This window comes from Verrucomicrobiota bacterium (assembly GCA_039027815.1).
Classification (GTDB): Bacteria; Verrucomicrobiota; Verrucomicrobiia; order Verrucomicrobiales; family JBCCJK01; genus JBCCJK01.
In genome coordinates this window covers 51,591-73,837 of sequence record JBCCJK010000005.1, presented here as the reverse complement: position 1 = coordinate 73,837, position 22,247 = coordinate 51,591, and the positions used below count along the sequence as shown (strand labels likewise).

Below are 22,247 nucleotides of genomic sequence, written 5' to 3'. Positions count from 1 at the left end.
TCCTGCTTTATAGATCACTCGAAATCCCTTACGGGCAACTCCTGCACCCAGAAATTGCGGAACTGGACCCGGTCCCCGTGATCCTGGAGCTTGAGAGGACCTGGTCCCTCTGGATGAGGCTTTTTCCGATTCACCTCCCGGAACTGGGTGATTTCAAAAAGCTCCTGCTCCAGGTGAATCCGCTCTCCATTGTGATCGACAGTCATGACCGGAGCCGCTCGCAGCTCTCCCTCCTCATCGTAAACCGCTGAGCGAAAGGTCACCTCATAGGTCTGCCACTCTCCCGGCGGGCGGGAGCGATTGACCTTCGGAGGCGAAACCCGATAAAGCGAGCCACATTCCGTCCACCCCGCCTCAAAGCCATAGGAATCCAAAATCTGCACTTCATAGCCCCCTGGGAAAAACAGCCCCGAATTGTTCCGCTTCTGGCCCCGCCGATCGGGCGAGTAGGGCAGACGGAACTCCAGATGGACCGCGCAATCCCGAAAGCTCTTTCGGGTCAAAAGATCCCCACCCTCAGGATTCTCCTCCCCGCGCGGAAGAACCTCGACCACGCCCCCGGGCAAGACTCTCCAGGTCGGGGCTTGGCCCTCGCCATGCCACCATTTCTCCAGCCCCCCACCCTCACCCAACAAGACCTCCCCCCCAAGCGGTGCCTCCTGGCCTAAGGTCGGGGAGGGGCGCACCACCTTCGCGAGCGAAAAGGGCAGCTCTCTCTCTTGGTCCTCCTCTTTCACCTGCTTGCTCCCTACAAAAGAATCGGCCGTAATCCGGAACTTCCAGCCAGCTTGCTCCACCGAAAGCGCTCCTTCGATCGAGCGGGTCCGGGCCCGCACATAGGGATGCGCCCGTCGTTCAAAGACATTCAAAAGCTGCACCTCATATTGCCCCTCCCCCAAACCCACCACCTGGGCCACCAGACTGGGATTGAGGGCCCACTCGCTCTCACGGGGTGGATCCAAAAAGCCTCCCTCCCAATCGCCTAAGAACGCGGGCACCTCTTCAGCCGCCAGGGACTTGGCCGCCAGCAAGAGAAGCCCCAAGCAAAAACGCCTTTTCATCGACAAAAGAAAACCCGCGCTGGCGGCAAAGAAAAGCCTTTCTTCGAGCCACTCTGCCCCGGGAAGCCATCACGAGCCCGCTTGACCTGGCAGAGGCACTCCCAGCCGAAAACAATTAAGAAATGCGAAGCAAAATACATACCACCTGCAAAATGGTCTGTATCTTGCTTGCCTTTTTTCTGTGTAGGTTCATGCTCGGATCTGTCGTGGCTGGTCCGGAGCTTTCCCAATACCAAGGCGTAGAACTGCAACAGCGGTTGTCGCCGCAGATGCAGCAAAGCCTGCAGATCTTGCAAGCTCCCACCATGGAGCTTCGGCAATTGATCCAGCAGGAGTTAGAGGCCAATCCGGTTTTGGAGGATGAGACCGAAGAGATTTCAGCGGATGCCGAGTTCGAGGAGGAATTCGCTGAACTCTCTCAACTGGATGAGGAATGGCGGGATTACTACCAGCAAATGAGCCCTCCCCGCCCCTCTAAGGATGAGGATGAAAAGCGTCAGTTCCTTTTTGAGACCCTGGTGCGCCCGACCACCCTGCAGGAGCACTTGCTTGAACAGCTTGCTATGAGTGATGCGCCACGTCTCATTCTCGAGCGGGGCAGTTTTCTCATTGGAAACATCGATGACAGCGGCTTCCTCCAGACTTCGATTGAAGACCTCGCCCTGACCCAGGCCATTCCCTACCCCGAATTGGAGCAGGCTCGGGAACTCCTCATCGCCATGGAGCCACCCGGCGTCGGCGCGATCGATCTCCGAGAGTGCCTTCTCATTCAGCTGGAGAGAATGAACCTCGGCGAGAGCTTGGAATACAAGGTGGTGGACAAACACCTCGAGGATCTCTCCAAAAAGCGCTATCCCCAGATCGCGCGAGCCCTCAATGTCACCACGGAGCGGATCAATCGCGCCGCCGAAATCATCGCCGGGCTGGATCCTCGGCCTGGACAGCAGTTTTCCAGTCGCACCAGCACGGTGGTCGTGCCCGACGTCCATGTGGTCAAGGACAGCGACTCCTTCGTGGTCCAGATGGATGACACCTATGTGCCCCGCCTCCGCATCAGCAATCTTTACAAAGACCTCATGACCAATAGCGGAGCCAAGAATGACGTCCGCTCCTACATCCGGGATAAGGTTCGCAATGGAAAATTCCTCATTCGCAGCATCTACCAGAGGCAAGATACCATTCGGAAAATTGCGGAAGAAATCGTCGAACGCCAACAAGACTATTTCCGACTAGGCAAGTCGCACCTCCGTCCCATGACGATGTCCCAGGTGGCGGACGCGGTCGGCGTCCACGAGACCACCGTCAGTCGGGCCATTGCCGGCAAATACATGACTACCCCCAGGGGCGTGGTCGAAATCAAAAGCTTCTTCACACCAGGCTACAAGACTGATACCGGAGAGAACATCTCCAATAGCACGGTCAAGACCTCCATTCAGAAGCTCATCCGGGACGAAGATGCCCACAAACCTATCAGCGACCAGAAGATCGTAGAATTGCTCAAGAGCGAGGGCATTGACATCGCCCGGAGAACGGTCGCCAAATACCGCGACGCCCTCGGCATCCTTCCCTCCTCCATGCGAAAGACCTTCTGATGCGTTTTTTCGGCTTGGTTTGGCTGGCCCTCCTCACTGGAGGTGGCCTGGCTCGGGCCCAGCCCGAGGTCGTGAGGGCTCTCCCGCCCGAGGTCCGCGCGCTTCCACCACAGAACGGCAGCTACCGCTATGTCACGAGGCACTTCCAGCATCACTCCCCCGAAGCGCTTCCAATCCGGCACTTGGAGCACTTGGCCGTCCTGGCCGACTCCATCCCCCTCTTATTGCAAGCCCATCCGCTCCCCCTCTACCAACCCTCTCCCCAGCAACCGGGTCACATTCAATTGTATGCCAATGAAGACGACTTCGTGGAGGCAGGGGGCTTCAAGAACCTAGCGGGGATCTACCTCTCTTTGAAGCAACGAACTCTCCTCCGCGCAGACCTTCTCTTCCCCGCCCACCGAATGCCAGCGAGCGCCCGCCTGCCAGAGCGCCATGACAATCTCGTGCTGCACGAACTGATTCATCACAGCATGCACGGCTTTTCGGGAAGGGTTCCCCATTGGTTTTACGAAGGTCTCGCCGAATACCTCGTGGCTCATCATGACGGAGGGGGCTCGTTTTCCTTTGGCCGGACCGAACAGCGCCTTCGCGAGCACTTGGAATTGTACTACTCTACCCGGCAGCCCATTTTTTCGGTCGTGCCGCTGGCGGATCTGATCCGTTGGACCGACCAAGAATGGAATGATCTGCTGGCCGAACTGGAACCGGAGGACCGCTACCAACCCTATGCCAGCGCCCTCCTTTTAGTGCATTATCACCTCAGCGGACCGAGCCGCCTGGCCGCCCTCGATTCGTGGCTAAAACAACTTCTTCAGCCAAACCAGAACTTGGCTCCCTTCCCCATGACCGCCGCCGAACTCAACGTCGCCCAAGAGCGTCTCCAAGACTTTTGGCGACGACGCGGAGTGACCCTCCATTTCTCCCTCCCCACTCCGCCCGACCCGCGATTTTACCGAGCAGGAGAGTAGGGCGGTGAGTGCCAGGCTGGTGATGGATCGAGGCGGCGGTCTCTCCCCCCGACGCTGCGGGACGGGTCGGGCCCCCGAGACTGGACGACTCGTCTCAAGCCCTCGAGCGCCTCACTCGATGCCAAAACTCTGAAAGGCCCCGCAGCGCCAAATCAATGGTCGAGATGTGCCCATGGACTTCGGCTCGCACTTGGTGGGTGACAGTGCGGATGGCGTGGTGAATCCGGTCGAAGGCTTTTTGGGCCTCGCTCATCTGCTGCGAATCCTGAGAGACTTCGGCTTCTCGGAACTGCTCTCGCAGTTGCCAGACCTGGCCGCGAAGGTCTCTCAGCTCTCTCACCAAAGACCGGTTCAAAGGAATGGGGGTCCGGAAAAGGGACGCTTCCAGGGTTCGCAAGCGGGCGGAATAGGGGCCGAGTTTGGGAAAGGAATTCGTTCTCATGGGACAGGATACGGAAGCCCGCCCCCTGAGGGTGGTCTTGATTTCTCTAATCGCCGACCGCGGTGTAGCTCAGTTTCGAGATCTCGTTGAGAGAAGTCGAACCCGCCAGCACTTGAGAAAGCCCTTCTTGATAGAGCGTCAACATGCCGCCTTCCATACTCGCTTTGCGCAATTCACTTTGGGGGGCGCCGGATTCAATGAGGTCGGCCATGTGCGGGGTGATGTTGGTCAGCTCCATGAGCGCGACTCGTCCCGAGTAGCCGCTGTCATGACATTCCGAGCAGCCCGTGGCATCATAGATCGGATCGGTCAGCGGTCCTTCGATCATCCCATTCCGATAGAAGGTTTCCTGCACTTCTTGGGTCACTTCGACCGCCCGTTTGCAGTAAGGACAGAGGCGCTTGACCAATCGCTGCGCTTGGGTCAAGGCCAGCGAGTCCGCCAGGAGATAGGGCTCGATGCCCATCGAGAGCAAGCGGGAGACCGCCCGGGTGCAGTCGTTCGCGTGGAGCGTCGTCAGCACGAGGTGGCCGGTCAGCGCGGCGTGGATAGCGGCTTGGGCCGTCTCCACATCCCGGGATTCCCCGATCAGGATGATGTCGGGGTCGGCCCGCATGAGAGAGCGAAGGCCCGTGGGGAAATCAATCCCGTGAACCGGATCGGTCTGGGTCTGATTGATCCCTTGGATTTCAAACTCGATCGGGTCCTCAATCGTCTGGATGTTCACATCGGTCCGATTCACGCTATCGATGAGCGCATAGAGCGTCGTCGTCTTTCCTGAGCCGGTCGGTCCCGTTACCAAGACCAGCCCTTGGTCCCGTCCCATGGATTGGCGCACCAGGGAGCTTTGGCGCTTGGACAAATTGAGGTCCGTCAGTTTCTTGAGGCCCTCCTGCTTGTCGAGAAAACGCAGAACGAGCTTCTGGAAGCGCCGTTTGTTCGGGACAGAGGCCACCCGCACGTCCACTCGCCTCTGTTCGATCGCGATCGGGAAGCGACCGTCCTGACACTCCTGCCGGGATTGCCCTAATTGGGCGTAGTTTTTGATGACCGCCACGAAGCGCGGCAGCTCCTCCACCGGACAGGTGAAAAGAATCTTGAGGCCTCCATCGATGCGCGCCCGAAAGCGCACCACATTGTAGAACTCCTCAATGTGCAGGTCACTGGCCCGCTCGATGATACAGCGGTAAAGGACCCATTGGACGATTTCCTCAGGGGTGAGGTTGACGTTTCGCGGGTCGATCGACTCCACCAAACCGGGATCAATGTCGACGATGTCATCATCATCCGCCAGAGCGAGACCCTCAATCTTGAGGTCGCCATCCGTGCTCAGCCCCCCCGCCTTGCGACGGTTCCGATTGACGGCTGCGCGGATGACTTTCGCGTCCGCCAAGACCTTGACGAGATCGAGTGGGTCATTGCCGCTCGAAAGCCATTCGTCTTCAAACGAAAAGCTCTGCGGATTGGCCGACAACAAGTAAACCCGATTTCCCGCCATGTGCAGAGGGTAGACGCTGTGCTTTTCGAGTAGTTTTTCGGCAAAACGATCCTGTTTGGGGGCGTCATCTGCATTGAACACCAACCCCCCGTGCAACCAATAATGAATGACTACCCCGAGGTGGGCCTCGATCTCGTTGAGAGCCTGCGCATCCAGGGCAGCGGTCTCTTTGCTGTCTCTCTCTTTGAGATACGGCGCGAGCTTGGTTTGGGCATTTTTGGAAGCGCAATTCTCGTGAAACCAAGCCACTGCTCCCAGAAGGCCCTGATCCCGGGGAGGTGGGCTTAGAACATATTCGCTATTGTCACTCGGCAGCGGTCGCGAACGAATGCGATCCACCAAATCCCTGAGGATCTCTTCATAACTCTTTTCCGAGATGGCAATCTTGACGCACAAGAACTCCGGGACGCCCCACAGATCTTGGGAAACCCCCGGATCGCAATGGGCCATCACGAGGATCGGTCCCATCATATTGACCGGAAGCCAGGGTCGGGCTTCTTGCGGCATGCGGCCATACTTTCGCAGCAAGTCTTCGGCCTCGTGCGCGCAGGAAGCCCGCTTCAATTCCAAGGGGAGAATGCCATATTGGTCGGCCATGGCCGACAAGGCCCGTCGGCCAGCTTCGAGGCTGTTTTCCTCTCTCGTTTCAGTTTCTGGTTCTTGGAGCAGCATGGAATCAATTGGGTGAAAAATGGGACAGCAGGCGAGCAGGGGAAGGATTGATCAGGTGCCGTCGGCTACTTGGACCCGCAGTCCGGAGCCGTTCGTGCCGGGCGAAATCAGTTCAAAAACAAACCCATTCCAACGCGCCCGATAATGATCCGCATTGGCGCTCGCAGTCATGGTTCCCGCCCCCTCAAAGAAAGGCGAACCGGGAATGGCCGGATCGCGGGTCTCTAAAAGGGCGATCACTGCCAGTTCATCCGCCGAGGAAGAATCATCGACTGTGACCGTCAAGGTCGGCATCATTTGTTCATAACTGCGGATGGATTCGTTGATGACCGAGAGCTTGTGCTCGGCCACGGTTTCGACCGCTGAACTTCGCAAATCACTGAATCTCGAGATGGCCATTCCGCTCAGAATCCCCACGATGGAAATCGCAAGCAGCATTTCGCTGAGCGTAAGTCCCTCATTCTTTCTGGAAGTTGGCAAGCGCACGGTCTTTAATAAATAATTTCTGTAGCTCCCCTCCACAGCTTGACCTTACTCAAGACCGCCAAACTGTTTGGAAACTCCAGGGTGTAGCCAGTCGGCATAAACTCCGTCACGGTCGTGGGCGCGTAGGCGAGATAAGGATTGATGAGCGCGTATTTGTTCTGGTCACTCGAGGCAGCAGCCCAAGCCGTCGTGGCCTGCACCCTCCCTTGTGATTGAATCAAAGAGCTGACCGCCATGTTGATGGCCTCGGCTCGGGCGATCGCGAGACTCTTTTCGCTGTCTTCCTTCACCGCTACGATGTTGGGGAAAGCCAGGAAGGTGATGATGCCGATGAGCGCCACGGCCACCAGAACCTCGACCAGGGAGAACCCTGATCGATGAGCGGAAGGAGGGAAGGAGTCAGTTTTCATGAGACTTTAGGGAAGCAGTTCGACTTTGGGATAGGAGCCATCTGCCCAGGTCGGAAGGGTCAGGTGTTTGCCCAGCCGGGAGAGTGCTTGGGTTTCGAGCTGATTCGAGCTATCGGTGTATTCGATGAAATGCTCGTAGGTCAGGTCATCGAGATAGATCTTGACCAAATTGAGACGCGCCAGACTATCGGCCTCATTGTTGTAGAGCGATCGCAGCTCGGACACCGAAAGAGTCGCGCTCCCGGCGACCCAGTTGTTGACCGCGGTCTGGAGGGCAGCCTGCTGTTGCCGCACGATGACCTCTCGGGAGTCGTCAGCAGCATTAGAAAATTTCGAGATGGCGATCGAGGCCATGACCCCGATGATGGCCACCGTCAGAAGCACCTCGACCAAGGTGAAGCCAGAGCGGCAAAGGCCTTTTGTTGCTTGAGAAATCATAGCGGAGTCAGCGGAGCAAGGGAGAAAAAGAAAGTGCGCCTTCCCCGGAGGGAGAAGGCGCACTCGCATCGCGATTTGTGAGAATCACAGGATGGATGCGCCATCCTTTATGCTTGAGTAGTCAGGGAATTAAGGAGTGGTGATGGTGGTTGTGGAACCAGCAGCTTCCTGATAGCTAAGAATGCCATCAGCAAAGGTCAGGTAAGCCGTGGCTGCAGTCAGGTCTTCGTCAGAAAGACCAGGAACACCGAAGGTTTCACCAGCGAAAGCACCGTCCGTAGGAGCGGTGAAGCCAGCGGAAACACCAAGAACAGCAGCCGACAAATCCGCGATCGTACCAACCGCGCCAGCAGCGGTAGCGGTGGAGTAAACCGAAGCGATGGTTTGAGCGTTGCGCTTGTCAGTAGCAGTTTGAGCATTCCCAGTAAGGTCACTGATCTTCGGCACGGCGATGGCAGCGATGATTCCGATGATGGCGATGACGACGAGCATTTCCACGAGGCTGAAACCAGCCTTGAGAACGTTGGACTTCTTGTTTTTCATTTTTGCAGTTTGTTGTGTTTGTCTTTTTTATAGCGGAAATGACTTTCTGTAATTTCCACAATCAAATCATAGGGAGTGACCCCAATTTTTACAATAGAAAAACCTAATTTTTCTAAAATTTATGGATTTAACTCCTTTGTTGGAATTAAGACTTGCTTTTTTGAACAGTTCGAAGTCTTGATGGAAGCCAGCCTTCTGCTCTGAGAGTGCCGAATGAACTGGCAAAATCTGAGCGAGTCATGGTGAGGAGGAACAAAGTAGTTGCCTCAGCTGGAGTTCTGCCTACCCTTCACGCCCTTCTAACCGAGCCCAAGTCCCATGTCTCAGCACAATAGTCTCAAAGGTTCTTCCGCTGTCGGCGCCAAACGCAACGTTTTGAAACGCTTTGAGCGGGTCAAAGTGCTCAAGGAACGCGGCCAGTGGCAAGAGGGTCAAAGTCCCATCGGGCTTCCCAAGACGCTGCCCAACGAGTAGGGCCACCGTGGCATTTTCATCTGGGCGTGGCAGCTTGGCACCACTTATGGCTGAGGGAGTCCGCCTGAATCGCTTCTTGGCTTCAGCGGGACTGGGGTCGCGCCGCTCTTGTGAGTCGATCATCCTAGAGGGTCGCGTCACCTTGGACGGGGTCGTCTGCGATTCGCTCGGCACCCGGGTCTTGCCCTATCATCGGGTCGCGGTGGATGGGGAGAGAGTTCGGGCTCGCGAGGAAATCGCCATTCTCCTCCACAAACCTCCCGATGTCGTGACCACTCGGAGCGATCCCGAGAAACGGACCACCGTCTACCACCTCCTCCCGTCGGAGTTTCGCCATCTTCACTATGCCGGCCGGCTTGATCGGGAGAGCGAAGGTCTCCTTCTTCTAACCAATTCTGGCCAGCTGACCCAGCTGTTGACCCACCCCGCTTCCCACGTTCCCAAGGAATATGAGGTGACCCTCGACCGGGCTTGGGACCCGCGGCATGAAAAAGCGTTGACCGACGGGATGGAGACCGAAGAAGGCTACGCAACCGCCCTCGCCGCCAAGCCGCTCAGCCCCCGCCGTGTCCAGATCATCTTGGAACAGGGCCTCAAGCGCCAAATTCGCCTCATGCTGGACCAGCTTGGTTACCGCGTCCGCCGTTTGGTTCGGGTGCGTCTGGGGCCCCTCAAGCTGGACCGGCTCCCCCCGGGTCGATGGCGCCCCCTCTCGCAAGCAGAAATCCAAAGCCTCCACCGCGCGGCCCGTTAGCCACCCGTAGTTAGGACTCGCCAAGCAGCTCGGCCAGCTTCTCTTCCAAGACCTCTCCTGAAAGTTCCCTCGCCACAATGGTCCCATCCGGTCCGATCAAGAAGGTGGCCGGAATGGCGTCAATGGCGTAGCGCTCGGCAAACTCATTCTCCCAGCCCTTGCCATCGAAGAATTGAGGCCAAGCCAAATCCTCCGAGTTCACCAGGCCCGTCAGCTTCTCCTTTTCCAAGTCGAAGGAAATCCCGAGAATCTCGAAGCCCTTGTCCTGGTAGGCAGCGTAGGCCGCCTTGAGGGCGGGTAGCTCAGCGATGCAGGGGCCACACCAGGTCGCCCAAAAGTCCACCAAAACCACTTGGCCCTTCATGGCGGCCAGATCAATTTGCTCCCCTTCCAAGCTGGTGAAGGCAATTTCCATCGTCTCGCCCACCAGGGGCTGCGCCAAAACCGCCCGCTTTTCCTCGAAGTAGGGGCGAGCGTTTTCCTCAGCCGCGAAGCGATCCTCCATCAGCCCCAGGACCTCTTCCGCCTGAGAGCGATCTCCCACCGCGACCAAGGCATTGTAAAGTTCCTCAAAAGTCCCGATGAGAGCCGGAATGCTGGCCTCCTCCATGGCCGTGAGCCGAGCGAAGAGATCCGAACGCACCGCCAATTCCTTTTCGGTCTCCCCCGTGAGGGCCCAAGCATTGGCCAAGACTTGGAGACCTTCGAGATAATCGTCCGCCTCGGGTTGCCCGGCCAAGTAAGCCTCCAAGCGCTCGGCTTTGATTTGTTCGGTTTGACGGACGATTTCTTGGACGGTTTCCGCAAAGGAAGGAGCGACCGCGAGAAAAGAGGCGAGAAGAAGGGAAGGGACTTTCATAAGCGTGGGAATAGCGTTGCTAGGAGAGACGTAAAAGAAAAATCTCTATTCCAAAAAATCGACCTCTCTCCTAAAGAAAACCGATGCAGATTGCCGAAAACGAAACCGCTCTTGTGGCTGAATTGTCCATCCTTCCCGACCCACTGGTGCGTTTGGAATGGCTCACCAGCCAAGGCGGCAAGGCGCCCCCTCTCGAACCGGCGGAACGCACCCCCGAAGCCAGGGTCTCCGGCTGCGTCTCCGAGGTCTTCCTGCAAGCCTCCTTCGAAAAGGGGCGCTGTCGCTTTCGTGGAGAGTCCAATTCCCCTCTCATCCAAGGACTCTTGCAGCTCTTTTTTCGCATCTACGACGACACCCCACCCCAAGCCATCCTAGCGAAACGGAGCAATATCTTGGAGCAGCTTGATCTGGCGCGACACATCACGCCGACCCGTTTGCGTGGACTCGGGGCCGTGCTGGATCGCATGGAGGGATTCGCGCGCTCCCACTTATGAGGCTGCCCGACGCCCATTGCCACCCCCAAGGTTTGGTCCCCATCCCCTCTTCCCAGGAACTCCGTCGCCTCGGAATCGGCGGATTCCTAGCCAATGGGACCCACCCCGAGAATTGGGAAGCCACTCTCCGCCTGGCCCGAGCCGCCGGGGGAAAAGCCGCCCTCGGCCTCCACCCGTGGCAGGCAGCCTTGTGGACACCGGAAGTGAACGCCACCCTCTCCCGCTCTTCCTCCCAACTGGTGGCGGTGGGAGAGATCGGTCTGGATGGCACCCGACGCTGGAAAGCCCAGCTGCCCTTGCAAAAGGAATGCTTTCGGGGGCAGTTGGAACTGGCCGAGCAAGCCTCCCTCCCCGTCGTCTTGCACGGAGTGGGTGCCTACGGCTCTCTCCTGGAGATTCTCCGTGAGCGACCACCCGCCTGCGGTTTCCTCCTGCATGGCTACCATGGCTCTCTCGAAATGATTCCCCTCTTTCTCCGCTTGGGGGGCTTCTTCTCACTGGGGCCGCGAGAACTCCGAAGTGAGAAAGGTCGCCAAGCCCTGGGCAAGGTGCCCCCAGATCGACTGCTCCTGGAAAGCGATTTCCAGGCTCAAGCCAACTCGCCCCTGACCGCTTGGTCGAACCCCCTGCGGGAGGCCTTGAAAGAGGCGAGTCAGGTTCTCGGGCGACCGCCAGAGAACCTCGCCGCCTCCCTTAGCGCGAACTTTCAGGAGTTGTTTCTTCGCTAGCGGCCAGCCGCTCCACCAAGCGCCCCGCCGCCGCCAGGCCAAAAGCCCCAGTCACAAAAGAAGCTGTCCCGAACCCCCTCTCACAGTTGAGGCGCATGTCCTCGCCCGGCGGTCGCTCCCGCACCACGCATCCCCCTTCCCCCGGGAAAACCGGACGCTCGGACGACACCACCGCGTCCACCCCAAAGCGCACCCCCTCTCCCTTGGGGAAGCCGAACTCTCGTCGAAGCCTCCGGCGGACTTGGTAGAGCAGGGGATCTCGCCCGGTGGCCGCCAGGTCCCGAATGCGCACTTGGGTCCCATCCCGCTTGCCCCCTGCTCCGCCACAAACCACCAGCGGAAGCCGTCGACTGTGACAAGCCTGAATGAGATGACACTTGTGCGGCACGCTATCGATGGCGTCGACCACGCCCGCCAGGCCCTCGGCGAAAATCGCGGGCGCGGTCCTCTCCGAATAGAATTCCCGCCGAACCCGCACCTGACACTCGGGCGCGATCCGCCGGATTCTCTCCGCCATGACCTGAGCCTTGCTCCGGCCCAGCTCCCCGTCGAGCGCAGGCAGCTGTCGATTGACATTCGTGAGGCAGATTTCATCCAGATCCACCAGCGTCATCCCGCCCACCCCAGAGCGGGCCAAGGCCTCCGCCGCCCAGGTGCCCACCCCGCCTAAGCCAATGACCGCCACCCGTGCCTCCCGCAAACGCTCCAGCCCCGGCTGAGAAAAGAGGCGGGCCATCCCGCCAAAGCGATCGAGGTAGTCACTCATCACCCCTTCCTAAACCAAGCTCCCCCAGCCGCCAAACCCCGCACCCAAAAATCCCGCCTCTCTCCGGAACCGCTCCCCCGCCCACAAACCGGCAGGGAACAAGCGACGCCGAGCCTCTCACCTCTCGACGCCGCTTGCAGTCAGCCTCCTAATTTTGCGATTAGGAAAATCTTTTTCGGCGAAGTCCGGTCGCCAAAAGGGCCAGAGCCAGCAAGCCACTCACCTCCGGTTCCGGGATCGCGGAAGCCTGGGACTGGCTGGCAAACCCGAGCAATTGGGCCGCCTCGGCCGAAACGAAAAAGACCTGCGCTGCCGGCGGCGCTTGCCCTCCGCCACCAAAGCCACCAAAGCCACCAAAGCCGGCGCCCATCCCTCCCGCGAAGCTATCCGCCGCAGAAGACGTCCAAAAAGCAGAACCATACCCGTTGGAAGAAAGCAGAGTGGAATTTTCCTGACCGGTGCCCATTTCAGACCCCACCACGCTGGCGACCGCCAAGACTGCCGATTCCTTCCCGCCCTTGAGGTGATCGTAAAGCGCTTCCCCTTCTACGGACACCAGCCCCTGCTCCTGGCCCGCCAAAAGCGCGGAAACGGCTTCTTCCGGGAGGGGATTGCCCTCGGCGTCCGTGAAAACCAGCTCCCCCTCGGCCGTGCCAGCCGTGCGGACGATCCCTCCCTCGATCCCGGAAACCTCTCGCTCCACAAACTCCCCTCCAAAAAACAGATCGAGCCGAGGCGACACCGCTCCCTCCTCGCGGGAAGGAAGTGGGGTCCAAGAAGCGGTCAACGACCAGGCCCCGTTATCAAAATCCTCGAGTTCATGAATGGTGACTTCGGTGAAGGGAAATTGCTCCGAGCCGGCGGTGTCGAAACCGGCCTCCCGAAAGACGTGCACGCTCTCTCGACTGGCTAGGCGCAAGTGCTCCAAACGCTGCCGACCGTCGGGCAGCAGGTCGGCATCCGCTCCATCCGCATTGTAGGCCACGAGGCGGAGACTGCGCAGCCGAAAGATCTCGCTCAACATCTCTCGGCGACCCCACAGCCCGGTGAAGTCTTGCTGCCCCGCCTTCACGCCATCGATCCAGACGCCCAAAACATTCTGCCCGTCAAAGCGGACCTCCAGATGATGGAACTTGCCCGGAACCAGGAAAGGCCGGTGCTCGCTGCGAGCGTCGGGACGAAGCTCGAAGTCGCCCAACAAAAGACCCGGCTCGTTGCCCTGCGGCACCGTGAGACTCAATCGCCCCACAAAAGACTCTTGGAGCCCCCAAGGCTCCGACATTTTCAAAAGAGGGCCGACCACCTCCGATCCCATGACAGGGGCCAGGGAAAGAGAACAAGCAAAGCAAAAGACAAGAGGACACACGGAGACGGGAATGGACAAGTCCTCATGATGCGGAAAAATTTAAAATAAATCAACCTTAATCTTTTATTTATTTTAAATAAACGCCTAAATTGGAAAGAACAGGCCCTGTTCATCGACCCGCACTGTCCTCTCTAGCGGCACTTCGATCTCGAGGTTCTCCCCCACCCCCAGGCCGAAAACGGCCAGCGAGCCGGTCGGCTCCTCGCTCGGGCCGTGCAAGCGGAAACCCACACCGGGCAGGCAGCGCCCGAGCGAAGACTCGAGCCGACCTGTTTGGAAGCGAGCAAACTCGTCAATCGGGGGCTCGTCGGGCAAATTCACCACCACGGGTAGACCGCTCACCGGAGAAAGAAGGCCCGTGCAAACGGCTAATCCCGCGGCCTCCAGCTGACTCCGCACCCCCTCAGGGACGGGCTCCAAAACGAGGGCAAACGCTCCCTCCGGGAAGTCGCCCGAGCCCGCCGCGAGCGCTTCCAAGCCCGCTCGATCGGCCAGCAGGCAGCGCTCCGCCCTCGCTTCCGGGCTGCCCAGTTCAGGCTCGAGGACTCGCAGGCCTCGCTGGATGGGAAAAGCCGTCCGGAGCACCTGCTTCCAGAGAGCCGAGGGACCGCCAAAGGCCGTCACGACGGGTTCGCGTCGGCTGAAAGCCCCCAAGAACTGCAAACGCACCAAGCAAGCCACGATCCAAGCGGGATGAGCAAAGGCCAAGAGCGCCTGCCAGTCCTCTTCCCGGCCTCCTCGACGGGCGAATTTCCGGAGCGTCGAAGCCGCCCGCTCCGTAGCCAGCTCCTCTCGAAAGCCAAAGGCCTCGGCCCATTGGGATTGCAACTCCTGCACCACCCGCTGGGGCGTGGCTTGGGTGGCCGAGAGCGGCTCCCCGAAAACCACCCGGACGCTTCTTCGTCGCCCAAGGGGACGAGGGCGTTTTTTAAAATAAAGCCGATCGCCGAAGGTCCACATCGAGCCCCAAATCCCATCGATCAGGACCGGCTGGACCGGGCTGCCGGCTCGTCGCGCGATCATCTCAAAACCTCGACGAAACTCCAACAGCGTGCCGAGGCGAGACAACTGCCCTTCCGGAAAAATGGCCGCCACCGTGCCCTCCTTGACCGCGTCCGCCGTGATGCGAATGGCCTCCTTGGCGCGGGTGGGGCTGACCGGGACCACCTCGAAAATCCGCAGGAACCACGTAAACAGCGGGATCTCGTAGAGCCGCTTCTCCATCACGTAGCGCAGCAGCCGGGGAGCCCGCGTGCCAGCCAGAAAGGCATCCATGTAGGAAGAGTGATTCAGCACCACCAAGACCCCTCCCCGGGCCGGCATTCGCTCCTCCCCGATGAGCGTCAGCCGGTAGCGCAACCCCACAATCCAAGCCGCCAACAGCCGCACCGTATCCGGTGTCAGAATCCTTAGGGTGTAGCCGGTCGCCAAAAAGATGAGCCCCGCCAAGAGGCCGATTTGCCAGCCGCTGGAGCAACCCAGATTTACCAGGGCCAACTGCCCCAACACCCCCAAAAGCGAGGCCAGAGAATCCAAGAGAGAGGACGCTGAAAGCAGCCTTCCCCGCTCCGCCGCCGGAACCCGGTCCTGGACCAGCGCGTTCAAGGGCACGAGAAAGCCACTGCTGGTCGCGCCCAACCAAACCAAGACCCAGCGAAAGGCCGCGCTGTCCCCAGGCAGCGAAGCCAACACCGCGGCCGCCACCGCCATCCCCAAGCCACCTACCGGGATCAATCCGGTTTCAATCCGCTTGCGACAGACCAAAGCGGCCAACAAACCTCCGGCGGCAATGCCTATACCCAAAAAAGCCGTGAGCGTCCCTCCGATGGCTCCGGCACTCTCCGGGCTGGCAGCGGTTTCCCGCCCCACTTGGACCAGGGTCAGGGTCAAAAAGCTCCCCGCGAACCAAAAAAAGGCCTTCCCAAGAGCGGGTCGACGAAGAGGCGCTCCTCCCAGCAAGCGGCTCAGATGGACGAAGTGCTGGAAAAACAGCTTTCCGTGAAAGGCGCCCACCTCGTGGGCTTCGGTCCGGCGGACCGTTCGGCCGACCCAGAGGGCCGCCCCCGAAATGAGAAACAAAATCAGCATGGGGAAGGCGGCCGCCATCCACAGGCCCGCCTCTCCTCCCTGTCTGCGAAACTCGGCCTCAAAGGCCAGCCCCCCCGCCAGCATCCCCCCAATGATGGCCGTATTGGTCGCCATCTGCATCCAACCCGAGACCTGCCCCAACTTCCTCCCACCCACCAGCTCCTTCAAAATACCGAGCTTCGCCGGATTGAAGAACGCGCTCTGGATGGCGAGGAGAAAGAAGCAAAGCGAGGCCCACCAGAGTTGCCCCAAAAAGAGCAAGAGCGACATGAGCGCCAGGATGGCCACCTGCGCCCAGAGGCAGGCCATCAGCATTGTTTTTTTGGAAAAGCGGTCGCTGAACCAACCCGCCACCGGCGCCAGCAGGATGTAGGGCAGCGAGAGGAGCAGCCCGATGAGATTGGGGTAGGTCTCGATCTGCCCGCTGCTGAGACCGATCACCGGGATGGCCGAGACGCCGATCAGGAGAAAGCGGGTGAAGTTGTCGTTGAAGGCATTGAGCGCCTGCACCAGCAGGACCGCCCACAACGAGCGCCAGGATTCTCTGCTGATCGACCCCTCCGAAATTTCCTCAGCCATGGGCCAGCTTGCCCACGAGCCTCACTCGGTGCAACCGAGCCTTTTCTCGATGTCTCAATCAGCGGCCTCGATGACGACGCAGCAGGAGCAGAGAGCTGAAAGAAAGCAAAAGCGCAGAACTCGGTTCGGGCACCGGCGTCACGAAGAGCGACCCGATTCCCCCACTACTCGAGAGCACAAATTCGATTTCATCGAAGGAATCCAATCCGAGTTTCTCCGCCGAGATTCCCTCAATCCGGTTGCCGGCCCGATCTCCGAAGGACACTCCACTCGTCTCCCAAATCCCACCAAATCCGTCTTCAAATTCCTCGAATCCGATGGTCACGAAACTGCCGCTCACATTGTCGGTGAAGATGACCTCGGCATCGGTGGCTTTGTCCATATCGATGAAATCAAAGGCGAACTGCTGAATCGCGAGATCGAATTCAAAGCGAATCGTTCCCCCCGCGGCGTCATCGTCAGGATCGTCCAAATCGGTGTCCTCATTCACGATCAAAAGATTGCCGACCGCCGTGCTTCCGAGATTGCCTTCGGCCCAGGAAGTGCCACCCCCGTGCAGTCGTTCCAAGTCGTCATCCGAACCACCCGTTCCCTCCGAATTATAGAGATTGAGAGGCCTGCTCGAAGGATTGTCGGTCGAGACCGTCAAGCCCAAGCCCGGACCAAAGATATTCTGGTAAGGTTGGTTGGCCGCCAGATCGACGACTCCCGCCTGGAGGGGGGCGCCGTCTTCGTCAAAATCGAAGCCAATCGCAAAGACCTCCGAGTGGGCGGACAAGGGCAAGGCAACCACCGCGGTGGTTGAGAAAGCAAAAGAAAAGAATCGGTTCATGGAAACAAAAGTTTGGAGACCCAAATTGTAAGGAAGATGGGCTGTGAAATCAATATTTTTTATAATTTTAATATATTTGAGAGCCAAATTTTTGCTTTCTATCTTTACCGAGGCCCTTTCGCGGCCCTAGTCAGCCCCATGTTCGAATCCCTGACCGAGGTGCTTCTTTTGGCTGTCGCCAGCCTCCTGCTCCTGGGCGGGATCGTCTTCTGTGTCTTGCCGCCTCTTCCCGGCCCCCTCCTCAGCTGGAGCGCCCTGCTTCTCCTGTGGCCCTTGCCGAGCTTTGAGATCACCGGGACCTATCTGCTGGCCTGGGGGCTAGTCACCCTGGTGGTGATGGCTGCGGAAACCTTCCTTCCGGTGGCCGCGGTCCAACGAGCTGGGGGGACAAAATGGGCCTTGTGGGGAGCCCTGCTGGGAGCGATTCTTGGCTTCTTTCTTCCCCCTTTTGGCTTTCTGCTCGGGCCTTTGGTGGGCGCGATCTTGGGCGATCTCCTGGCCACTCGAAAATGGAAGGTCGCTCTCCGGTCAGGGCTCTGGAGCTTCCTCGGCTTCGTTTTGGGGACCCTGGCCAAACTAGCCATCGCCTTCGGCCTCCCCTGCCATCTCCTATTCCGCGCCTTTGCCTGAAAGGGTTGGCCTCCCGCTAGCCTCCCAGGGCTAAATGCCCCCGGTGTAGCCGCGACTGCGGAGCCACTCGGTGCGGTGACGGAGCGCCCAGTCGATCAAGGCGGCATCATAGCCGACGTCTCGGCCAAGCCGTTCGCTCTCAAACCACTTGTGGCGCAGGACTTCTTTGCGCTCGGCTTGCGCGTGGCGGTAGAGTTCAGAATTTACCAAGAGCGGATCGGACGAAGAGCCATCCCGGTCCTGGTGGGAGGTTGGTTTCATGGCGGTCACTACGGGAGGGGGGGGTGAGTCGTCAGGCTTTCCGAATGGTCCGTCCATCCCGAAGGATTTCATGAAAATTGGGAAAATGATGGTCGATAGGACCGTCCGAGCGGCCAACTCATTCGAAAAATCGCTATGGTGTCCGCCTAAAGACTCGATTTTGCGAATTTTGTCGAGCAAAATCAGCTCACTTTTTCATAACTTTTTTCGAGGATGCCGGAAGCGATTTCTCGAAAGACCTGAGCCGCCATTCCCCCCTTTTTTCGCAAGACCACCGGCACGCCCTCGTCCCCCCCTTCCCGCACGGCCGGTTCCAGCGGGAGCCGCCCCATGAGCGGCACCCCTAAGCGCTTGGCTTCGCGCTCTCCTCCCCCTCGGCCAAAGATGGGATACTCCTGGCCGTTGTCTGGACAAAGGAAGTAGCTCATGTTTTCCACCAGGCCCCAGACCGGCACATTGACCTTGGCAAACATGGAGGAAGCCTTGCGCGCGTCGATGAGGGCCACTTCTTGAGGAGTGGTCACGATGAGGGCCCCATCCACCGCCACCGTTTGCACGATGGTTAGCTGGACATCGCCTGTCCCAGGTGGGAGGTCGAGGACCAGAAAATCCAGATCCGGCCAAGCCACTTGGCGGAGAAATTGTTGAATGTAACGGGTGGCAATGGGACCGCGCACGATCACGGGCGAGGTGTCGCTCAAGAGGAAGCCCATGGAAACGACGTGGACCCCGTGGAGGCGATGGGGAACGATTTGGTTTTCCGAGGTGGCGCGCAATTCATCGTCCGAGCCAAACATGAGGGCGGCGCTCGGTCCGTAGAGATCGCAATCGCACAGGCCCACTCGCTTGCCTTGTTCGGCCAGAGAAACCGCCAGATTGGTGGCCACGGTCGATTTTCCCACGCCACCTTTGCCGGAAGCCACCGCTAGAATCTGTTTCACCCCGGGGATCGACGACTGCCCCAAGCCCTCGGCCTGCTGCTGCTCGGGTTCCTTGACGTTGAGATCGATTTGCACATTCCCAATGCCCGGCAGGGGATCGAGAGCCGCGCGCGTTTTGGTGTAAATGGCCTCGGGGACCTGCGGATCCTTGGTGGCCACTTCCATGACCACGGTCACGTCGCGGTCCTCGCCGATGTGGACCGCCTTCACGAGCCCGAAGGAGACGATATCCCGCTTGAAGCCAGGGTAGGGCACGGTCGCAAGGGCTTGGCGGACAAGGTCTTCAGAAATCATCGAATCGCGCAGTTTTACGAAGGAGCCGCCTTGTCAGTCGCTGCTGCCTGTCGTAACCGCAAGGAAAAGCCAACCCATGGAAGACCCCCCCCTAGAAATCACCCCACTGGACTTGGCCGCGCTCCAGGAAAGCGCGGACGAGTTTCGTCTCATCGATTGCCGAGAAGACGATGAATGGCAGCATTGCCGGATCGAGGGCGCCGATCTCCTGCCCTTGAGCAATTTCGCTGAAGAGACCGCTCGCTTGGACGACCTGGATGCCCGGCTCATTGTCTACTGCCACCATGGGATGCGCTCTCTCCAGGCGACGAAGTTTCTCCGGAACAAAGGCTTCGCACAAACTTCCAGCTTAGCGGGAGGGATCGATGCCTGGTCACGCGAAATCGACCCCGCCGTTCCCCGCTATTGATGCGCCTTTCTGCCCTCGTCTTTGACTTCGACGGCCTCCTCTTCGACTCGGAGATCCCCATCTTCGAGTCCTGGCGCTGGCTCTACGCCCAGCAGGGCCACGAACTGACCCCGGCCGAGTTCGCCCAATGCATCGGGAGCGATTGGCAGACGTGGAATCCCGAAAGACGCTTGGAGGAATTGGTCGGCCACCCACTGCCCTGGGAAGCGCTTCACCCGGAGCGTCATGAAATTTGTCGCCAAAAAATGGAAGAGGCGCAGCTTCTCCCGGGGGCGCGCGACCGGATCGAAGAAGCGGTGGCGCTCGGTCTGCCCCTGGCAGTCGCATCCAGCTCACCCCACAGCTGGGTCGACCCCTGGCTGAAAAAGTTTGGCCTCCTTGCCCATTTCCACAGCCTTCACTGCGCGGACGACGTCGAGAGGGTCAAACCCGCTCCCGATCTTTTCCTGCGGGCGACCGAAGCCCTCGGCCACCCTCCCGCCGAGACCCTCGTCCTCGAGGACAGCCGAAACGGGCTCCTGGCCGCCCGGGCCGCCGGCAATCCCTGCTTGGTCGTCCCCAACGAGGTGACCCGAGCGCTTTCCTTCGAAGGCGCCTGGCGGCGGGCCGAGAGCTTGGCCGCTTTCTCTTTCCAAGCGCTCTTGGAAGAGACCGCTACCGCATCAGCTCATAAGCCAGCACGCTGAGAGAATACAAGGCAGCCGTTTCGGTCCGCAGGATGATGGGGCCTAGGGACAGGGGAAGGCAGCCACTGCCCTTGGCCAGGTTGATCTCGGCCGGCGAGTAATCGCCCTCGGGGCCGATCAAAACCAAGACCTTCTTCGGCCGCACCTCGTGCATTTCTTGGTGCTCGGCCAGGATTTCGAAGAAGGGCCGGGCGTCGCTCTGGAGCGAGGCGATCAGCTTGAGATCACAATCCCCGGTTTCGGCCAAGACGCCTTCCAAGGACTTCGGCTCGCGGATTTGCGGCACCCAATTCTGGCCGCACTGCTTGCACGCTTCGATGGCCGTCCGTTGCCACTTCTCCTGCTTGGACCGGGCCTCTCCCGGATCCAAGCGAACCACCGTCCTCTCCGTCAAGACCGGCCCCACCACGGCCGCGCCTAGTTCGGTGGCCTTTTGCACGATGAGGTCCATGTTCTTGCCCTTGGGAATGGCTTGGGCCAGCACGAGCGACGCCGGATACCCGAAGGTTTTCTGCTCCTGGAGGACTTGCACTTGGACCTCTTGTTTTTGAGCGGAAGTGATCTCCGTCGTGGCCTCGCGACCCTCCCCATCGAAGACCACCACCTTCTCTCCTGGACCTAGGCGCAGGACACTCGTGGCATGGTGGGACTCCTCTGCGTCGAGCGTGAGAGTCTGCCCGTTCCAGCTTCCGGGTTCGAGATAAAAACGATGCATGCGAGGGCGGGTTCAGGGGTCGAGGGCGGCCAGGCCCGTGCCAGGAGAGCGTTCCACTGCGAGCGACGCTCTCTTTCTGGGGGGGTCAGAGATCGAAGAAGCGTTTGGCTTTTTTGAGGAAGCCCTCCTCCATGGGGGAATTCTTCTCGCCGATGGACTCGGAGAAAGCCTCCAGCTTTTCCTTCTGTTCTTTGTTCAAACTACTCGGCACCTCGATCTGGGTCGTGACAAAGAGGTCGCCCTTCCCGCCCGTTTGCGAGAGATGGGGAACGCCTCGCCCCCGCACCCGAAAGGTGACGCCACTCTGGGTGCCCGCCGGAATCTTGATGTCCGTCTTTCCCTCGAGCGTCGGCACTTCTTGTTGCCCACCGAGGGCCGCCTTGGCGAAGCTGATCGGGATCTTGCAGTAGAGGTCGCTCCCCTCCCGCTCGAAGACATCGTGAGGCTTCAAGTGGATCACGACGTAGAGGTCTCCCGGGGAGCCCCCACGGAGGCCGACGTCGCCATTGCCAGTCGAACGCAGCTTGGACCCCTCATCAATGCCCGGCGGAATGTTCAGTTTGATGCGGCTTTTGCGCTGCAAGCGTCCCTCGCCCTGGCAATCAGAGCAGGGATCCGCGATGATTTGTCCGGTGCCCTCACAATCGGGACAGGTTTGCTGCACTTGGAAAAAGCCCCGCGAAGAAACGACTTGGCCACTGCCCCCGCAGGTCGGGCAGGTGCGCATCGCGTTCCCCGTCTTCGAACCCCGGCTGTTGCAGGTTTCACAGCGGGCATACTTTTTTAGTTCGAGCTGCTTCTCGACCCCCATCGCGGCCTCTTCCAGAGTGATGGAAAGATCATAGCGGAGGTCCGACCCGCGCTGGTCGACGGCCCGGCGACGCGCTCCCCCCCCGCCCCCGCCGAAGATGTCTTCGAAGCCAAAGGCACCCCCGAAGACTTGCGAAAAAATGTCGGCCGCATCGTTGAAACCGCCTCCCCGGGCACCCCCGCCCCCGCCTTCGAAGGCTGCGTGGCCGTAGCGATCGTAGGCCGCTCGCTTCTCCGGATCCGAGACCACTTCATAGGCCTCGCCCAACTCCTTGAACTTGGCTTCCGCGGAGGCGTCATCGGGATTTTTGTCCGGGTGGTATTGGATGGCCAGCTTGCGATAGGCCTTCTTCATCTCGGCCTCGCTGGCATTGCGAGCCACGCCTAGCACTTCATAATAGTCTCGTTTCGCCATGGGGCTGCGGGTGGATCCGGCTTGCGGGCCAGA

25 protein-coding genes are annotated in these 22,247 nt (G+C 59.6%); 9 read left to right on the top strand and 16 right to left on the bottom strand.

Features of this window, described 5'->3' with window-relative positions:
- Positions 1 to 14: 14 nt before the first annotated feature.
- Positions 15 to 1,061, bottom strand: coding sequence for a DUF1080 domain-containing protein (locus AAF555_02965; GenBank protein MEM6910521.1), 1,047 nt, complete (start codon positions 1,059 to 1,061; stop codon positions 15 to 17).
- Positions 1,062 to 1,252: 191 nt separating this feature from the next.
- Between AAF555_02965 and rpoN the strand changes: the two genes are divergently transcribed.
- A complete protein-coding gene (gene rpoN / locus AAF555_02960) occupies positions 1,253 to 2,653 on the top strand; it encodes an RNA polymerase factor sigma-54 (protein ID MEM6910520.1) in 1,401 nt (466 codons plus the stop codon).
- Entirely contained in the window at positions 2,653 to 3,624 is a 972-nt protein-coding gene (locus AAF555_02955; protein MEM6910519.1) for a hypothetical protein, read from the top strand. The genes rpoN and AAF555_02955 overlap by 1 nt, the downstream gene beginning before the upstream one ends.
- Before the next feature lie 94 nt (positions 3,625 to 3,718).
- Here the strand turns inward: AAF555_02955 and AAF555_02950 are convergent, their stop codons facing one another.
- The 6 genes from AAF555_02950 to AAF555_02925 all read right to left on the bottom strand — a co-directional run bounded on the left by AAF555_02950 (position 3,719) and on the right by AAF555_02925 (position 8,113).
- The gene (locus tag AAF555_02950; GenBank protein MEM6910518.1) at positions 3,719 to 4,066 is read right to left on the bottom strand and encodes a hypothetical protein; all 348 of its coding nucleotides are present in this window, start codon (positions 4,064 to 4,066) and stop codon (positions 3,719 to 3,721) included.
- A gap of 46 nt (positions 4,067 to 4,112) precedes the next feature.
- Complete coding sequence (locus tag AAF555_02945) at positions 4,113 to 6,236, bottom strand: GspE/PulE family protein (protein ID MEM6910517.1); 2,124 nt, start codon at positions 6,234 to 6,236, stop codon at positions 4,113 to 4,115.
- A 51-nt stretch (positions 6,237 to 6,287) separates the two neighbouring features.
- Positions 6,288 to 6,722: a type II secretion system protein gene (locus tag AAF555_02940; GenBank protein ID MEM6910516.1), complete on the bottom strand. Its 435-nt coding sequence runs from the start codon at positions 6,720 to 6,722 to the stop codon at positions 6,288 to 6,290.
- A 5-nt stretch (positions 6,723 to 6,727) separates the two neighbouring features.
- Positions 6,728 to 7,132, bottom strand: coding sequence for a prepilin-type N-terminal cleavage/methylation domain-containing protein (locus AAF555_02935; GenBank protein MEM6910515.1), 405 nt, complete (start codon positions 7,130 to 7,132; stop codon positions 6,728 to 6,730).
- A 6-nt stretch (positions 7,133 to 7,138) separates the two neighbouring features.
- On the bottom strand, positions 7,139 to 7,570 hold the full coding sequence (locus AAF555_02930) for a type II secretion system protein (protein ID MEM6910514.1): 432 nt from the start codon (positions 7,568 to 7,570) through the stop codon (positions 7,139 to 7,141).
- Between the two features lie 129 nt (positions 7,571 to 7,699).
- The gene (locus tag AAF555_02925; GenBank protein MEM6910513.1) at positions 7,700 to 8,113 is read right to left on the bottom strand and encodes a prepilin-type N-terminal cleavage/methylation domain-containing protein; all 414 of its coding nucleotides are present in this window, start codon (positions 8,111 to 8,113) and stop codon (positions 7,700 to 7,702) included.
- 318 nt (positions 8,114 to 8,431) lie between these two features.
- Here AAF555_02925 and AAF555_02920 point away from each other — a divergent pair, with 318 nt between their 5' ends.
- Together AAF555_02920 and AAF555_02915 are read left to right on the top strand one after the other, a co-directional pair.
- The gene (locus AAF555_02920; protein MEM6910512.1) at positions 8,432 to 8,587 is read left to right on the top strand and encodes a small basic protein; all 156 of its coding nucleotides are present in this window, start codon (positions 8,432 to 8,434) and stop codon (positions 8,585 to 8,587) included.
- A gap of 46 nt (positions 8,588 to 8,633) precedes the next feature.
- Entirely contained in the window at positions 8,634 to 9,341 is a 708-nt protein-coding gene (locus tag AAF555_02915) for a pseudouridine synthase (GenBank protein MEM6910511.1), read from the top strand.
- A 10-nt stretch (positions 9,342 to 9,351) separates the two neighbouring features.
- On the opposite strand, the gene AAF555_02910 is transcribed toward AAF555_02915, so the two are convergent.
- Positions 9,352 to 10,200 carry a TlpA disulfide reductase family protein gene (locus tag AAF555_02910; GenBank protein MEM6910510.1) on the bottom strand — a complete coding sequence of 283 codons (849 nt, stop codon included), beginning with the start codon at positions 10,198 to 10,200 and terminating at the stop codon, positions 9,352 to 9,354.
- An 83-nt stretch (positions 10,201 to 10,283) separates the two neighbouring features.
- Here AAF555_02910 and AAF555_02905 point away from each other — a divergent pair, with 83 nt between their 5' ends.
- Positions 10,284 to 10,694, top strand: a complete 411-nt coding sequence (locus AAF555_02905) for a SufE family protein (protein MEM6910509.1) — start codon at positions 10,284 to 10,286, stop codon at positions 10,692 to 10,694.
- Positions 10,691 to 11,422, top strand: a complete 732-nt coding sequence (locus tag AAF555_02900; GenBank protein MEM6910508.1) for a TatD family hydrolase — start codon at positions 10,691 to 10,693, stop codon at positions 11,420 to 11,422. Before AAF555_02905 ends, AAF555_02900 begins: the two co-directional genes overlap by 4 nt.
- Here the strand turns inward: AAF555_02900 and AAF555_02895 are convergent.
- The 4 genes from AAF555_02895 to AAF555_02880 form a co-directional block, all read right to left on the bottom strand.
- Entirely contained in the window at positions 11,388 to 12,188 is an 801-nt protein-coding gene (locus AAF555_02895; GenBank protein ID MEM6910507.1) for a tRNA threonylcarbamoyladenosine dehydratase, read from the bottom strand. The genes AAF555_02900 and AAF555_02895 overlap by 35 nt on opposite strands.
- Positions 12,189 to 12,348: 160 nt before the next feature.
- Positions 12,349 to 13,470 (bottom strand): PEP-CTERM sorting domain-containing protein, encoded by a 1,122-nt coding sequence (locus AAF555_02890; GenBank protein MEM6910506.1) that lies wholly within the window; start codon positions 13,468 to 13,470, stop codon positions 12,349 to 12,351.
- Between the two features lie 168 nt (positions 13,471 to 13,638).
- Positions 13,639 to 16,221 carry an MFS transporter gene (locus AAF555_02885; GenBank protein ID MEM6910505.1) on the bottom strand — a complete coding sequence of 861 codons (2,583 nt, stop codon included), beginning with the start codon at positions 16,219 to 16,221 and terminating at the stop codon, positions 13,639 to 13,641.
- 58 nt (positions 16,222 to 16,279) lie between these two features.
- On the bottom strand, positions 16,280 to 17,053 hold the full coding sequence (locus AAF555_02880; GenBank protein ID MEM6910504.1) for a PEP-CTERM sorting domain-containing protein: 774 nt from the start codon (positions 17,051 to 17,053) through the stop codon (positions 16,280 to 16,282).
- A gap of 138 nt (positions 17,054 to 17,191) precedes the next feature.
- Here AAF555_02880 and AAF555_02875 point away from each other — a divergent pair, with 138 nt between their 5' ends.
- Positions 17,192 to 17,683: a DUF456 domain-containing protein gene (locus AAF555_02875; GenBank protein ID MEM6910503.1), complete on the top strand. Its 492-nt coding sequence runs from the start codon at positions 17,192 to 17,194 to the stop codon at positions 17,681 to 17,683.
- Positions 17,684 to 17,713: 30 nt separating this feature from the next.
- Here the strand turns inward: AAF555_02875 and AAF555_02870 are convergent, their stop codons facing one another.
- Both AAF555_02870 and AAF555_02865 read right to left on the bottom strand, forming a co-directional pair.
- Entirely contained in the window at positions 17,714 to 17,944 is a 231-nt protein-coding gene (locus AAF555_02870) for a hypothetical protein (protein ID MEM6910502.1), read from the bottom strand.
- 182 nt (positions 17,945 to 18,126) lie between these two features.
- The gene (locus tag AAF555_02865) at positions 18,127 to 19,179 is read right to left on the bottom strand and encodes an Mrp/NBP35 family ATP-binding protein (protein MEM6910501.1); all 1,053 of its coding nucleotides are present in this window, start codon (positions 19,177 to 19,179) and stop codon (positions 18,127 to 18,129) included.
- A 76-nt stretch (positions 19,180 to 19,255) separates the two neighbouring features.
- Here AAF555_02865 and AAF555_02860 point away from each other — a divergent pair, with 76 nt between their 5' ends.
- Together AAF555_02860 and AAF555_02855 are read left to right on the top strand one after the other, a co-directional pair.
- Positions 19,256 to 19,588 (top strand): rhodanese-like domain-containing protein, encoded by a 333-nt coding sequence (locus AAF555_02860; protein MEM6910500.1) that lies wholly within the window; start codon positions 19,256 to 19,258, stop codon positions 19,586 to 19,588.
- Complete coding sequence (locus AAF555_02855) at positions 19,588 to 20,274, top strand: HAD family hydrolase (GenBank protein ID MEM6910499.1); 687 nt, start codon at positions 19,588 to 19,590, stop codon at positions 20,272 to 20,274. The genes AAF555_02860 and AAF555_02855 overlap by 1 nt, the downstream gene beginning before the upstream one ends.
- Here the strand turns inward: AAF555_02855 and AAF555_02850 are convergent.
- Positions 20,243 to 20,989, bottom strand: a complete 747-nt coding sequence (locus tag AAF555_02850) for a 16S rRNA (uracil(1498)-N(3))-methyltransferase (protein MEM6910498.1) — start codon at positions 20,987 to 20,989, stop codon at positions 20,243 to 20,245. The genes AAF555_02855 and AAF555_02850 overlap by 32 nt on opposite strands.
- Before the next feature lie 85 nt (positions 20,990 to 21,074).
- Positions 21,075 to 22,214 carry a molecular chaperone DnaJ gene (gene dnaJ / locus AAF555_02845; protein MEM6910497.1) on the bottom strand — a complete coding sequence of 380 codons (1,140 nt, stop codon included), beginning with the start codon at positions 22,212 to 22,214 and terminating at the stop codon, positions 21,075 to 21,077.
- Between the last annotated feature and the right edge of the window lie 33 nt (positions 22,215 to 22,247).